At 43.3% G+C, this 13,238-nt stretch carries 14 protein-coding genes; 9 read left to right on the forward strand and 5 right to left on the reverse strand.

Translation table 11 applies throughout. The annotated features are described in order from the left end of the window. The first annotated feature begins 149 nt into the window (after positions 1 to 149). Positions 150 to 854, forward strand: a complete 705-nt coding sequence (locus tag ABFX15_RS09860) for an AzlC family ABC transporter permease (protein ID WP_346025249.1) — start codon at positions 150 to 152, stop codon at positions 852 to 854. Beyond that, complete coding sequence (locus ABFX15_RS09865; protein ID WP_346025250.1) at positions 847 to 1,170, forward strand: AzlD domain-containing protein; 324 nt, start codon at positions 847 to 849, stop codon at positions 1,168 to 1,170. The genes ABFX15_RS09860 and ABFX15_RS09865 overlap by 8 nt, the downstream gene beginning before the upstream one ends. A 374-nt stretch (positions 1,171 to 1,544) precedes the next feature. Here the strand turns inward: ABFX15_RS09865 and ABFX15_RS09870 are convergent, their stop codons facing one another. The 5 genes from ABFX15_RS09870 to mvk form a co-directional block, all read right to left on the reverse strand. Next, positions 1,545 to 2,045 carry a hypothetical protein gene (locus ABFX15_RS09870; RefSeq protein WP_346025251.1) on the reverse strand — a complete coding sequence of 167 codons (501 nt, stop codon included), beginning with the start codon at positions 2,043 to 2,045 and terminating at the stop codon, positions 1,545 to 1,547. 71 nt (positions 2,046 to 2,116) lie between these two features. Then, positions 2,117 to 3,169 (reverse strand): type 2 isopentenyl-diphosphate Delta-isomerase, encoded by a 1,053-nt coding sequence (fni, locus tag ABFX15_RS09875; RefSeq protein ID WP_346025252.1) that lies wholly within the window; start codon positions 3,167 to 3,169, stop codon positions 2,117 to 2,119. A 12-nt stretch (positions 3,170 to 3,181) separates the two neighbouring features. Continuing rightward, positions 3,182 to 4,270 (reverse strand): phosphomevalonate kinase, encoded by a 1,089-nt coding sequence (locus tag ABFX15_RS09880; protein ID WP_346025253.1) that lies wholly within the window; start codon positions 4,268 to 4,270, stop codon positions 3,182 to 3,184. 36 nt (positions 4,271 to 4,306) lie between these two features. Then, positions 4,307 to 5,275 (reverse strand): diphosphomevalonate decarboxylase, encoded by a 969-nt coding sequence (gene mvaD, locus ABFX15_RS09885; RefSeq protein WP_346025254.1) that lies wholly within the window; start codon positions 5,273 to 5,275, stop codon positions 4,307 to 4,309. Next, positions 5,268 to 6,221: a mevalonate kinase gene (gene mvk / locus ABFX15_RS09890; RefSeq protein ID WP_346025255.1), complete on the reverse strand. Its 954-nt coding sequence runs from the start codon at positions 6,219 to 6,221 to the stop codon at positions 5,268 to 5,270. The genes mvaD and mvk overlap by 8 nt, the downstream gene beginning before the upstream one ends. Before the next feature lie 204 nt (positions 6,222 to 6,425). Here mvk and coaA point away from each other — a divergent pair, with 204 nt between their 5' ends. From coaA to nadE, 7 genes are all read left to right on the forward strand, one after another. Then, positions 6,426 to 7,349: a type I pantothenate kinase gene (gene coaA, locus ABFX15_RS09895; RefSeq protein WP_346025256.1), complete on the forward strand. Its 924-nt coding sequence runs from the start codon at positions 6,426 to 6,428 to the stop codon at positions 7,347 to 7,349. 22 nt (positions 7,350 to 7,371) lie between these two features. After that, a complete protein-coding gene (locus ABFX15_RS09900; protein ID WP_346025257.1) occupies positions 7,372 to 7,695 on the forward strand; it encodes a hypothetical protein in 324 nt (107 codons plus the stop codon). A 148-nt stretch (positions 7,696 to 7,843) separates the two neighbouring features. Further along, positions 7,844 to 8,830 (forward strand): GGDEF domain-containing protein, encoded by a 987-nt coding sequence (locus ABFX15_RS09905; protein WP_346025258.1) that lies wholly within the window; start codon positions 7,844 to 7,846, stop codon positions 8,828 to 8,830. Between the two features lie 80 nt (positions 8,831 to 8,910). Then, entirely contained in the window at positions 8,911 to 9,648 is a 738-nt protein-coding gene (locus ABFX15_RS09910) for a WecB/TagA/CpsF family glycosyltransferase (RefSeq protein ID WP_346025259.1), read from the forward strand. Then, positions 9,645 to 10,736 (forward strand): glycosyltransferase family 4 protein, encoded by a 1,092-nt coding sequence (locus ABFX15_RS09915; RefSeq protein ID WP_346025260.1) that lies wholly within the window; start codon positions 9,645 to 9,647, stop codon positions 10,734 to 10,736. Before ABFX15_RS09910 ends, ABFX15_RS09915 begins: the two co-directional genes overlap by 4 nt. 137 nt (positions 10,737 to 10,873) lie before the next feature. After that, positions 10,874 to 12,358 (forward strand): nicotinate phosphoribosyltransferase, encoded by a 1,485-nt coding sequence (locus ABFX15_RS09920; protein WP_091478219.1) that lies wholly within the window; start codon positions 10,874 to 10,876, stop codon positions 12,356 to 12,358. A 44-nt stretch (positions 12,359 to 12,402) separates the two neighbouring features. Then, complete coding sequence (nadE, locus tag ABFX15_RS09925; RefSeq protein WP_346025281.1) at positions 12,403 to 13,230, forward strand: ammonia-dependent NAD(+) synthetase; 828 nt, start codon at positions 12,403 to 12,405, stop codon at positions 13,228 to 13,230. Positions 13,231 to 13,238: the final 8 nt, after the last annotated feature.

The raw sequence follows: 13,238 nt of genomic DNA on the forward strand, positions 1-13,238 counted from the left end.
CATTTTAATATTAAAATTGAAGAGTTACCATCTCTAGAAAAAAAGTTTCCGCCAAAGTCTTGACACATACTCTTGAAGGCTGCTTTTTTAATAGCCGAAAAACTATGCTATACTATTATAATATTTACATAGAAGTAGAGGTGCTGAAAATGAGAAGAGATACAATTATCAGTGGTGTAAAAGCCAGTACACCCATTATGGCGAGCTATATTGCCTTGGGAATAGCCTGTGGAATCGTCCTATATGATGCCGGCTTTACGGTCGGACAGATCATGATGATGAGCCTGCTGGTTTATGCGGGTGCCGCCCAGTTCCTTGCGGCAAGTCTGGTCGTTATGGGGGCGTCTGTTCCGTCGGTTATCCTTATGGTTTTTTTCCTGAATCTGAGACATGTTCTGATGTCTGCCAGTATATCGAGCTTTGTCAAAGATAAGTCCTTACTTTATCTAGGACTCTTCGGTCATACCTTGTCTGATGAGTCCTTTGGCATCAACTACTCCAGGTTTCAGAATAATCAGTGGCACCCAAATGAGGCATTGGTGACCAGTCTGTCCAACTACAGCACATGGATCGTCAGTACCATTCTTGGTGGAGTAATCGGAAGTCAGTTTCCCATCAACACACTCATAATGAACTATGCACTCATTGCTATGTTTCTGTGTATGATGGTTATGCAGTTCGTGTCTAAGGCACATATTGTGGCGGCAATTGCTTCAGTCTGCTTTACAGTCATTCTGACAGTAGTTCTTCAGCACAACATCGCACTGGTCATCGCGACAGTTTTAGCTTCATGCATAGGCTATATAGTTGAAAATAGAACCGATCGCATTAAAGGAGGAAACAGCCATGCTTGAACATCAAGTCGTACTAATAGCGGGAATGGCTGTCGTGACATTTGTTCCACGCTTTTTCCCGCTGCTTCTGTTAAGTAAAAAAGAGATTTCGCCTTCATTAAGCCGCTGGATGTCCTTCATCCCGGTGTCTATTTTTGCGGCTCTTGTAGCCTCCGATGTGTTTTTCTGGGAGGAGTCTTTTAATCTGAATCCTGTCATGAATATAAAACTGCTGCCTTCTGTTCTTGTCATTTTGCTGGCTTTGAAAACAAGAAGTCTGCTCTGGTCTATGATTCTAGGAGTCAGTGCGATCAGCTTGATGTGGCTCATCGTCTAGTAGTCCAACCTGGGTGGGACTACGGTCTGAATGTGTTCTAAGTCGTGTCTTGTGACCTAACTGGAGACAATAAGAACCTTCGAGATGTTTAGAAGGTGCATCTTACGAAAAAGTGGAGAGCAAAAAGAGCTCGAATGGGTTCCAAGACAGACTCCAAATAATATCAACTGTGACCCAACTGTACTTCGGCACTAAGAAGATCCTGACGACTGTCAGAATCACCAAAATAGTTCTCAATCAATACTATTATCATTGCCTACCTCGAACAAGTTTAAACCCAGAAAAGATAGGGGAAGATGGCGGCACATAAAAAGCACAGTTTAGGGGGAGAAAAGTAGTCAATCACCCAAGCTGTGCTTTTAGTATGCTTTGAATTAATGTCTGATCGATGGCCGCTCAAGTACTTTTTCTCCCAGATCGTTTGCCCACCTCTCTGTCCATAATGAAGAATACGGCACACCGTATTCTTTTCGTAATTGCTTGTAGCGGTTCAGTCGGGACCAGCCCAATGAAGTGATGCCCACGGTGAACAGGTAAAGCGGACCAAGAATGAGCGATTGATAGGTGTGGCCATATTCATGAACTGACATGCGTTCGCATTGGTCAGTCAGACGAGACTGGTTCCCATTATATCTTCGGAGAAGTCGACTATCTTTGTCGTTGGGCGTGAAAATGAACAGGCCCAGCGATATGCCATTCAATGTTGGCCATTTTGTACGGATGCTGCCATGAAAACGGTCATGAGGACAACGGAGAAAAATCAGAAATAAAATCAAACCGATCGTGCTCTGAAGAAGTCCCCAGGTACACTGTAAAAGAATATAGATCAGCTTCCATACTTCAGAGTGAAAGAAGCTTTTTTTCCTGTCTGCCATTACATCACCTTTCTTTAACTTAGGTCATTGGATTTCAGGGCACGCCTCAGATGATATGAAAAACTTCCCATCTAGGTACGGGAAGCATATTTCTGGATTGAGATGTTTCTTGCATGACACCATTGCGCAGTCTTGCCAGAGATGATGACATCAGTTTTCCTTAAGTCAGTTACTGTTTTGGCCCCCAAGAGCGTCATGATATGCGCCAGTTCAGTCTTCCACTGACTGATCGTCACAATAGCCTGGTCCACGTCTTTGAGTGCCATATGCATGAATTGGCTTGACAGTCCGTTGAGTGATGCACCGAGTGACAGGGCTTTGACCATTTCCATCGGACGACGAATACCGCCGGAGGCAATGACGTGGGCATTCACTATGCTATCTCCCGCTTCTAATAATGACACCGCGGTTGTCTGACCCCATTCTTCCAGATCATCCAGCTTAAAATCTTTGCGACGGAAATTTTCGATCTGTGCAAAATTGGTTCCACCCTGACCACTGATATCGATCAGCTTTACACCGATAGATTCCAGTGAACGGATGGTTTCTCGACTCATGCCGAAGCCGACTTCTTTAGCTATGACGGGCACATCAAGTCCATTTACTATGGATTCAATATTGTCCAGCCATCCTTTAAATTCGCGGTCACCTTCCGGCATGACAATTTCCTGAGGCGCATTGATATGAATCTGAAATGCATCAGCGTCCAGCATATCCACGACTTTTTTTGCATTTTCCAGTCCATGTCCAGCTCCTAGATTAGCAAATACCAGGCCATCAGGATTAACTTTACGAACGATCTTAAATGACTCTTCCTGTTCAGGATCCTTTAAAGCGGCACTCACTGAGCCGGTAGCCATAGCCAGACCTGTTTCACGTGCGATGATGGCCAGTTTCTCATTTACTTTTCCGGTCCATTCGCTTCCTCCAGTCATAGCGTTGATGAAGAAGGGGACAGAAAAGTTGAGTCCTTCTAGAGAAACGGACAGATCGACATCGGAGACATCCATTTCTGGAAAAGAATGATGGACAAAAGAAATATCTTTAAAAGACGAGACTTGTCCGTCATAGAATTTTTCTGACAACGAAACATGTTCGTTTTTTCTGTTATTTGATTTAGGCATAAGGTCACTCCATTAAGTCAGTTTAGTTGGCTCATGATAAACAGCCAGTGAAAGTGGGGTGATCCCCTCTTTTTTCCATTCGGACAAAAGAGGTTGAGGATCCATTTCATCAGGTAAAAAGGCGATACCGCAGTCACCACCGCCAGCTCCGGAAATTTTGCCAGTAGCCTGATGTGCATCGGCTGTCTGAAGCAGTTTTTCTAGAAGAGGTGTGACATATACACGTTTCTGGAAAGCCGTCATTGCATATAGAATGTCCCGGTTCCGGGAGAGGGCTGCAAGAAACCCTTCCTGATTCTGTTTTTTGATGGCATCGATCAGATCGGTTACACAGTGCCTGCTTTCTTCGAGGAATCGAGTGTAAGTCAGTGCATCATCTGAACGGGAAACCGTTTTGACCAGGTTTTCAGTGGACGCGGGTGCTCCTGTCCAGCCTACCAGGAAGTGTAAGTTATTGATGGGTGGCAGGGACTCGATCATCAGATCAGGCCAGTGTCGCTCGACTGATTCTCTCGTACTGAGAGAATCAAGCATATCGTAAACAGGCTGACTGCTGAAACGGGTATAGGCTATCCACCCTGTAAAGCTGGCTGCAGCGAGATCTCCGAAGGATCCTCTGCTTCCCAAAGATAGATGGGAGAGGCAGGCAAGCTTATAAACCTGTAAAGGGTTCAAATTAAGTGCGTACGCTCGAGTAACAGCCTGTATGAGAGCGACTGTTACTGCTCCGCTGGATCCTAGTCCATATTTCAGACCATCGCTGCTGACCATTTCACTTGTTACATATATATCGAGAGGAGCCAGCTTGATGCCGTAATCATGAAGATATCGTGAGAGTGCTTTCAGAGTTGCTGTCATGATAGACGCTCTCTGATCCGGTTCTTCCAAGATGACCTCATGATCACCGATAATCCAGTCTAACGGTTCATTTGAAAGAACAGAGGAGTGGATCGTCCCTGTCTCTTTTCTTGCAGGTGAAACTGAAACAGTAATGAACCGGTCAACAGCAGCGATGACTGCGGGAGACCCTGGTTCGACAACTGCATATTCACCGGCTATAAAGAGTTTTCCAGGAGCTTTAGCTTCTGCTTTTTGCAGCATGGATCTTTCCCTCCGTTAAATAGATGATGACAGGAATCAGTTGAGCAGATGCAGGCCTGGACCTGGTTTTGCAGCAATCAACTGTTTATCTTCAAATGTTTTAGACAGTTCCTGTTTTAAAGCAGACAAGTCTGACTGTCTGCAGATGATTTTTACATTCGGGCCTGCATCCATTGTGAAGTAGGCTGTATAGCCCAACTTTCTTAATTCACGGACAGCATCCATTGCTTTCATGCTTTCAGCTGTCCAGTAAGTAAAGGGAGGAGAAGCGCCCAATGTTGTTGCATGCATCTTAAGCGCATTCCGTTCGGCAATCTGACCGACCTGCTCAATATCACGGTAGGAAACAGCCTGCTTCATGGCAGACAAATCAGCGTCCAGTGAATTCAGCCACCCGTCGTAGAAGGGAGATGTCTCGACTGTCCGTTTCATTCCGTCCCGGCTTGAGACATCTTTTTTAGCATCGTTGACAATAATGAACAGCATACCGATATCCCATTGGGCGTCATCAACTGGAACAGCGTAAGAAGAATCGTGATCATGCCCTTTGATCCATTCAGCAAATCCACCGAATATACTTCTAGAGGCTGAACCGGATCCTATGCGTGCAAGCTTGGATAATTCTTGATCAGATAAATCTAGTCCGGCTGCCTGACTTGCTGCACCGGCAAGAGCCGCGAGACCAGATGCTGAGGAAGCCAGTCCAGCTGCAGTTGGTACATGATTGATGCTTTCAATACGTGCTTTAGATTCGAGCCCTGCGAGTGTCCTTACTTCATCCAGAACTCTCTGAACCTTGCTTAATGTTCGGGCATCCTGCTTATCTCCATCAAGGATGAGTTCATCTTCAGTCAGTGCATCATCAAATGTTACAGAAGTATCTGTATAAAACGCATCTAATGTGAGTGACAGAGAGTTATTTTTAGGAATGATCAGGTCTTCATTCTCTTTTCCCCAGTATTTAATCAGGGCGATGTTTGTGTGTGCACGTACCCATTTATTCATTGCTATTCTCTCCTAATGCATGGATCCAGGTTTCGACTGCTCCGTTCTCCATCAGTTTATGTGCGATCAGTTTAGCCTGCTTAGCTGTACGAGCCAGTGCGATCATACATCCACCACGACCGCCACCCGTCAGTTTTGCTCCCAGGGCATGATTCTTTATAGCGGTGTCTACCAGATGATCGAGTCGGTCATTGCTCACATTGATCTGCTTGAGGCAGTCATGGGAAAGCGTCAGCAGTTCACCAAGGAGCTCAACATGATCATCCTGAATGGCCAGCCTTGCTTCTTCCGTCAGATGACCGATTTTCTTTATGATCGTCAGTGTTTGATGCGATGCCCGTTCCATCTGTCTCGCAACATCTCTGACTGCTTTCTTGGTCTGACCTTTCATGCCGGTGTCTGCAGCGATAAGGTAGCCTGAGACATGCAAAGGAATCGAGGCAAAGTGACTGTTCTTTTTATAGTAAATAGGTGATGCACTGCTGGTAACACGTGCATCCAGGCCGCTAGGATTCCCATGAGCGATTTTTTCAGAAATTTCAACATAATTCAGTAAAGTATCATGAGCAATATCTCTTTCGAAATAGGCAAATAAAGCACGAACAAGTGCCGTTGCCACCGCCGCACTGGAGCCCATTCCTCTTTCAGGCGGGATCAGGCTGGATATGGATATGCTCAGACCATCAACAGGCTGATTCAGATCACTGCAGATCGACTGGATCAGACTTTTTAAGTTCTTAAGTGAATCAGGGACTGTTTGTAAAAGACCCTGGTAATAACTGGAAGATATGACACTTCCTCCGTTGATTTTTTCTATAATGACCTCAACTGGAGTGGCCATAAAGGGCATGGCGATAGCCGGTTCATTGTAGACGACAGCATGCTCGCCAATAAGAATGATTTTTCCATGTGCAGTACCGACTGCCTGATCTGATAGGGTCTTCATGAATTCACCTCGGTTGTTCTAGTAGGATTGATCTTATTTATCTTAACTTATATTATACAAAAACACTAATTTATCATAACAAGTGATCTTTAAAATTAATTAAAGTTTTAATTTAGTACCCGAAATAAAAACAGCTATATTGTGAAGAGGTATGCACATTTGGTAAACTAGGAGAGATTATTAGCATAGAGCGGAGGGAAACGGATGAGAGAATCCGATTCGTTTTATATCATTAACAGAGAAGAATGGAAAAATCTGAACAACCGCACTGAGATTTCCTTATCAGATCAGGAAGTGGAATCACTGAGATCATTGAATGACCGGGTTTCTGTCAAAGACGTGAAAGAAATATACTTGCCTATTCTTCAAATTTTGCATCAGTATCTGAAGCATTATCATAAAAGACAGAAAGAAATTAAAAAAATCCTGAATCGACCAGAGTCAAAAGAGCCGTATGTCATTGGTATTGCCGGAAGTGTAGCAGTTGGAAAAAGCACACTGGCTCGTTTTCTTCAGACCATGATGGCCAGAGCCTATCCGAATAAGAAAGTTGACCTGATTACGACTGATGGGTTCTTGTATCCGAATGAAGTTCTTCAGGAAAGAAATCTGCTTAATCGTAAAGGCTTCCCTGAAAGTTATGACATGCACAGGCTTATTTCATTCATGGGAGATGTAAAAAGCGGACGTCGGAATATTAAAGTCCCACTGTATTCACATAAGTTATACAATATCGTTCCTGATCAGTTTGAAACTATTGACCAGCCGGATATCCTTATTGTAGAAGGAATCAACGTCCTTCAGCTTCCTGCCAATGAAAAAATATTTGTGAGCGATTTCTTTGATTTCAGTTTTTATGTGGATGCTGAACCTGATCGTATCGAAAAATGGTACCTCGAGCGTTTCGGTCTTCTTCTCCAGACAGCTTTCAAGGATCCAAGTAACTATTATTACCCTTATGCAGTCGGCGACAGAAAAGAGGCTTTTAAAATGGCTAAAAATGTTTGGCGGACCATCAACTTGAAGAATCTTCAGGAATATATTCTTCCAACACGTTTTAGAGCCGACATGATTATTCACAAGACCACTGATCATTTTATAGATCAGCTGCTTCTTAAGAAACATTAAATCAAGCGAAAGAAGGGATGAAATGAAGAAAATAGCAGCCTTTATGGCTCTTTTCATCATCGTTTCAGCAGGATGCAGGGCACAGGATACAGGTGATCCAGCTGACAGGGAAGAACCGTCTGTATTTTCAGGCACAGTAATTCGAGTAGCAGAAGATGGCACGTTGATTATCGAGCCGGATGAAGGAGAAGAAATTCGGCAAGCGGGTACTGAAGTTTCTATCAATCCAGGAGATAATCAGAACTTCGAACTGGGGGATCAGGTAATGGTTACTCATGAAGGGCCAGTTATGGAGAGTCATCCTCTTCAAGTTCATCTGATTTCGATCGAGAGATCTGAAGATTAATAAAAAAATATTAGATAAGCATCGAGCTGTCTTTCCTTTAAAATCGACAATTATGTGAACTCTCTCTTATTTCTCTGATTAGATCTTTCCAGATGTATAAATAGTAAGCTTTCTGTATTATACTGGATATACTAAAGGAGACGATTTTATGAACGAAGAAGAACAGGAAATCGAACGATTGAAAGAAGAACTGGCGACCGTCAGAAGATTAAATCGAGAGTTGCTTGATCAGCAGGAACAGCAGGATTCGCTCGAATTTGCATGGACAGGCAATTTGGGACACTGGTTCTGGGACTTTCCGGCTAATAAAGTCACTTTCAACCCGAAAAAAGCTACAGCGCTGGGATACACGAAGGAAGAACTTCCCGACTATGTGGATTTTCAGTTCTTTACTGAGCGTCTCCACCCGGATGACTATGAACGTGTTATGGATGAAATGAGAGATCATCTTGCTGGTAAAATACCCGTATGGGAAGTCAGATATCGGATCAGGACAAAAGATGGAAGCTATAAAACGTATTATGACCGGGGTAAAGTTACTCAGCGGTCAGAAGACGGGAGTCCTCTTTTCCTCTCAGGAATCGTTTTTGATGTTTCTGACTATGCAGAGGAAAAAGAAGAGCTGTTGAGAAAAAACAAAGAGTGGGAACTTCAGTCTAAACGGGACGTGATGACAGGGCTGTATAACCGGTCTAATATCCTTGTCAAGCTGGGCAGTCTCATATCAAAAACAAGCAAGAATAAGCTGGAAACCTTATCTATGATAGTTTTTGACATAGATAATCTTCAAAAACACAATTCTCTTTATGGTCCTCTTTTCGGGGATGAACTGATTAAGAAAGCTGCAGTGATTATACAGGAAAAACTTCAGGAAGGTCATCTGGCGGGAACTTTTGAGGGTGGCAAATTCCTTCTCGTTCTTCCAGGTACAAATTTGAGAGAAGCGAGAGATTTAGCTGAGTCGATTCGCCTTTCTTTTCATGGGAATGACTTTACTGAACCGGCTGAAGTGACCAGCAGTGCAGGAATTGCTGAATTTCGTCCGTCGGAAACAGTTAGTCAATTCTTTAACCGTGCGGACCGTCTGCTTTATAAAGTCAAACAAAATGGTAAAAATCAGGTAGCTATAGACTAACTAAATGCTCTGAATGTTACCTGCTTCTGACTATGTATCTTCAGCTTTACTTTTTTTAACAAGAATGGATGAACATTTAAATGCAGAATAAGATAACGATTCTTGGTATTCCTTTTGACAATATGACACGAAAAGAATTTCTGGAAAGACTGTATGAACGTATGAACAGAAAAGAAAAGACTTTTCTTGTGACTGCTAATCCTGAAATTGTCATGTATGCTCATGACAATCCGGACTATTATAAACTGTTGATGGAGGCTGATTTTATTGCACCGGACGGAATCGGGATAGTTCAGGCCTCCAGAAAACTTCAGACCCCAATCAAGGAGAGAGTTCCTGGATTCGAATTGATGCTGGGCCTTCTTGAGCTAGCAAGCCTGAGCAATAAACGGGTGTATTTTATCGGCGCCAAAGAAGACATCATTAATCTGACTGTCAGTAATGTCAGTGAGAAATGGCCAGATCTTGAAATCGCCGGATACCATCACGGCTACTTCAATCACGAAGACCCTCAGATGATTGAGAAGGTCAAAGCCACTCGACCTGATATTGTTCTGGTAGCTTTCGGTTTTCCCAGACAGGAGAAATGGATTAAGTCTTATCTGGCAGCGGCTGATTATGGGATTGCGGTCGGAGTAGGCGGAAGCTTTGATGTCCTCTCGGGTAAAACCAAACGTGCCCCGTACTTAGTTCAACGGTTCCATATCGAATGGCTTTACCGACTCGCCAAGCAGCCGTCAAGATACAAGCGCATGCTTGCCCTGCCTTATTTCATAAGGGAAGTTTACAGACAGAACAAGAAGGAAGAAACGATATGAAAACAGCCCATATCAACGCAGGAAACGAGTTTGGTGGTGGACTGGTCCATATCGTTTCTTTACTCTGTGCACTTGAGGAGACAGGTGAGTCAGCTGAACTGCTCGTTTTGGAAGAGGGGCCGGTTGCTCAGGCAGCTAGGCAAAGGGGGCTGAAAGTCACAGTATTTGAGCAGAAGAGCAGATATGATCTTCGTGTACTGATACACCTGTTAAAGTACATTAACAGTCAGGAGTTTGATATTGTCCATTCACACGGCCCTCGCGCCAATCTCTTTATTCGACTTCTAAGCCCCTTTATAAAAGCCAAATGGGTGACAACGATTCACAGCAATCCTCTACTCGATTTTGAAAAGAAAAATTTAAAATGGAAAGTATTCGAAAAAATAAATACGACCTGTCTGACTGGAGCAAATGGAGTTATTGCAGTTTCCAAGGAAATTAAAGACATTATTATCGATTTAGGTGTTCAGACAGATAGGATAAGAGTTATTAATAATGGTATCGACTTTGCTGCACCTAAGCCCATCGATTCATCAGATAGAATTACAGATGTATTCTCAATTATCACAATTGGAAGATTGCATCCTATTAAAAATCATGACCTTCTATTTGATGCTTTATCAGATATGAAAGAGTTTGAATGCCAGGTTCATATTTGTGGAGAAGGGGAAGAATATGAGCGGTTAAAGGTACGAGCAGAGAAGCATGAAGGACTTGCTAAGTTTTATTTCAATGGATGGCTAGGTTCTGACGAGCTAAAAACCTTAATTAGGCGCAGTGATCTTCTAGTCCATCCCTCTAGGAGTGAAAGTTTTCCCCTCGTTTTGCTTGAAGCAGCTGAACAAGAGGTTGCTGTAATTGCTACTGATGTAGGGGATGTAAACAATCTTCTGAACACTCCAGATATTGGCTGGTTGATTAAGAACGAAAGCCGAGAAGAGTTGAAATCAGCTTTGATCTCCGCTCAAAAAGAATGGCAACAGGGAAGTTTGCAGATGAAAGGCAGACAATTGAGAAAAGCAGCATTAAAGTTCTCCTTAAGTGAACAGTCTAACCAGGTAATCGCATTTTATAATAGTATAATCTAAAATCAGAGACCTGCATCAACAGGTAGCTGGTTTTTTTGTTTCAAAAAACTAGTCATTCCAGACAGACGAGGCGCAGGTCAGTCAGAATTATGGTATACTTGCATACAGAGAAGTGCCCGTTTTAAGGAGGAAAAAGAATGTATCAAACTTATGCAGATGACAGTATGGCATTGCATACCGATTTTTATGAACTCAATATGATATATACACATTGGAAGAAAGCCAACCATACAAAAAAAGCAGTATTTGAAGTCTATTACCGATCCAACCCATTCGGCATGGGGTATACGATTTTCGCCGGACTTGAACGCGTCGTCGACTATATTACTAACATAAAGTTCTCAGAGTCAGATATTGCGTACTTGCGAGAAATTAAAACATTTCCTGAAGACTTTCTGGACTATCTTAAAGAGTGGCGTTTTAAAGGAACGATCCGCTCTTTTAAGGAAGGCGAGGTTGCTTTTGCCAACGAACCACTCATTCAAGTGGAAGGGCCGCTGGCTGACTGTCAGCTGATTGAGACCGCTCTATTGAATATTGTCAATTTCCAGACTCTGATCGCGACTAAAGCATCGCAGATCAAAAGTGCTGCCGGAAATGATCCGGTCCTTGAGTTTGGAGCTAGACGAGCTCAGGAATTTGATGCAGCGTTATGGGGAGCACGTGCAACTTATATAGGAGGCTGTGATTCGACAAGTAATACAAGAGCCGCAAAAGTATTCGGTATTCCGGCTGCGGGAACCCATGCTCATGCACTCGTGCAGGCTTATAGAGATGAATACCAGGCATTTAAGGCGTACGCCGAAACACACAAAGATTGTGTGTTCCTTGTTGACACGTATCATACCCTGGATTCTGGTGTCCCTAATGCAATTCGAGTGGCCAATGAAATGGGCGACAAGATTAACTTCCAGGGTGTAAGACTGGATTCAGGAGATTTATCCTATTTATCCAAGCGAGTTAGACAGCAGCTGGACGAAGCTGGCTATCCAGATGCCAAAATTTTTGTATCTAACGATCTGAATGCTGAGACCATCCTAAACCTTAAGATGCAGGGAGCAAAAATTGATGTCTGGGGAGTCGGGACTAAGATGATAACAGCCTATGATCAGCCAGCTTTAGGAGCAGTCTATAAAATCGTGTCGGTCGAAGGAAACGATAGAGAGATGCACCACACACTTAAGCTGACAGCAAATGCTGCTAAGATTTCTACTCCAGGCAAAAAGCAGGTCTGGCGCATTCGTTCAAAGAACAATGTGAAGCCTGAAGGGGATTATATTGCACTGGATGGGGAACGTCCGGATCAGCAGGATGAATTGTACATGTTCCATCCTCAGTACACATACATCAACAAAACGGTAAAAGATTTTACTGCGCGTCCTCTTCTGCAGGATATCATTGTAGACGGTGAACTGGTGTATGACATGCCTGAACTTGAAGAAATCAAAAGATATGCTGAAGAAAGCCTGTCGGAACAATGGGAAGAGAATAAGCGCCTTCTGAATCCAGAACCGTATCCAGTCGACTTGTCCCAGGAGCTATATGATGCGAAAGTTGAAACGATCAAGCTGTTCAAGGAGATTGCGAAATCTACACATTCAGAAAATGACGCCTTGTTTTAAATCGATTCATATGTAAAAATCAAACCGAAGGAGCGATTGTTATGATGTCAGATTTACAGAAACTGATTGTAGAGGAAATGCAGGTACAGTCTGAAATCGATCCTAAAGAAGAAATAAGAAAATCGATCGATCTTATGAAAGATTACTTTAAAAAGCACAGCTTTTTGAAGACACTCGTCCTGGGTTTATCAGGAGGACAGGATTCCACTCTATTAGGGAAACTTGCCCAGTTGACTGTGGAAGAGTTAAGGAAAGAGACGGGCAGAGAAGACTATGCTTTCATCGCTGTGCGGCTGCCATATGGTGAGCAGGCAGATGAAGCAGATGCCATGGATGCTATCGAATGGATTCAGCCTGACAAAGTATTCAAAGTCAATATCAAGGGATCTGTAGATGCACTGGAAAAAAGTCTGGAATCGAATGATTTTGAAATCAGTGATTTCAATAAAGGAAATATTAAAGCTCGCGCACGAATGATCGCTCAGTACGGCATTGCTGGAGATACTGACGGCGTAGTACTGGGTACGGATCATCCGGCTGAAGCAGTGACAGGATTCTTTACCAAATACGGAGATGGCGGTACGGATCTTAATCCTCTGTTCCGACTGAACAAGGAGCAGGGAAAACAGCTTCTTAGAGAACTTGATGCACCTAAGCATCTGGTAGAGAAGACACCAACAGCTGACCTTGAAAGCGACAAGCCTGGTCTAGCTGACGAAGAGGCTCTTGGGGTCACTTATGATGAGATCGACCGATACCTGATCGGCGAAGAAGTGTCTAAAGAAGCTGCTGAAACAATTGAAGACTGGTATCTCAAAACCCAGCATAAACGTCATCTACCTATAACCATATTTGATGAGTTCTGGAAGTAAGATCAACC

This window comes from Alkalibacterium indicireducens, assembly GCF_039522005.1.
GTDB classification, from domain to species: domain Bacteria; phylum Bacillota; class Bacilli; order Lactobacillales; family Carnobacteriaceae_A; genus Alkalibacterium; species Alkalibacterium indicireducens.

Coding starts and splice junctions, on each gene's coding strand:
- ABFX15_RS09860 (WP_346025249.1), top strand. CDS start 150: ATGAGAAGAGATACAATTATCAGTGGTGTAAAAGCCAGTACACCCATT.
- ABFX15_RS09865 (WP_346025250.1), top strand. CDS start 847: ATGCTTGAACATCAAGTCGTACTAATAGCGGGAATGGCTGTCGTGACA.
- ABFX15_RS09870 (WP_346025251.1), bottom strand. CDS start 2,045: ATGGCAGACAGGAAAAAAAGCTTCTTTCACTCTGAAGTATGGAAGCTG.
- fni (WP_346025252.1), bottom strand. CDS start 3,169: ATGCCTAAATCAAATAACAGAAAAAACGAACATGTTTCGTTGTCAGAA.
- ABFX15_RS09880 (WP_346025253.1), bottom strand. CDS start 4,270: ATGCTGCAAAAAGCAGAAGCTAAAGCTCCTGGAAAACTCTTTATAGCC.
- mvaD (WP_346025254.1), bottom strand. CDS start 5,275: ATGAATAAATGGGTACGTGCACACACAAACATCGCCCTGATTAAATAC.
- mvk (WP_346025255.1), bottom strand. CDS start 6,221: ATGAAGACCCTATCAGATCAGGCAGTCGGTACTGCACATGGAAAAATC.
- coaA (WP_346025256.1), top strand. CDS start 6,426: ATGAGAGAATCCGATTCGTTTTATATCATTAACAGAGAAGAATGGAAA.
- ABFX15_RS09900 (WP_346025257.1), top strand. CDS start 7,372: ATGAAGAAAATAGCAGCCTTTATGGCTCTTTTCATCATCGTTTCAGCA.
- ABFX15_RS09905 (WP_346025258.1), top strand. CDS start 7,844: ATGAACGAAGAAGAACAGGAAATCGAACGATTGAAAGAAGAACTGGCG.
- ABFX15_RS09910 (WP_346025259.1), top strand. CDS start 8,911: ATGCAGAATAAGATAACGATTCTTGGTATTCCTTTTGACAATATGACA.
- ABFX15_RS09915 (WP_346025260.1), top strand. CDS start 9,645: ATGAAAACAGCCCATATCAACGCAGGAAACGAGTTTGGTGGTGGACTG.
- ABFX15_RS09920 (WP_091478219.1), top strand. CDS start 10,874: ATGTATCAAACTTATGCAGATGACAGTATGGCATTGCATACCGATTTT.
- nadE (WP_346025281.1), top strand. CDS start 12,403: ATGTCAGATTTACAGAAACTGATTGTAGAGGAAATGCAGGTACAGTCT.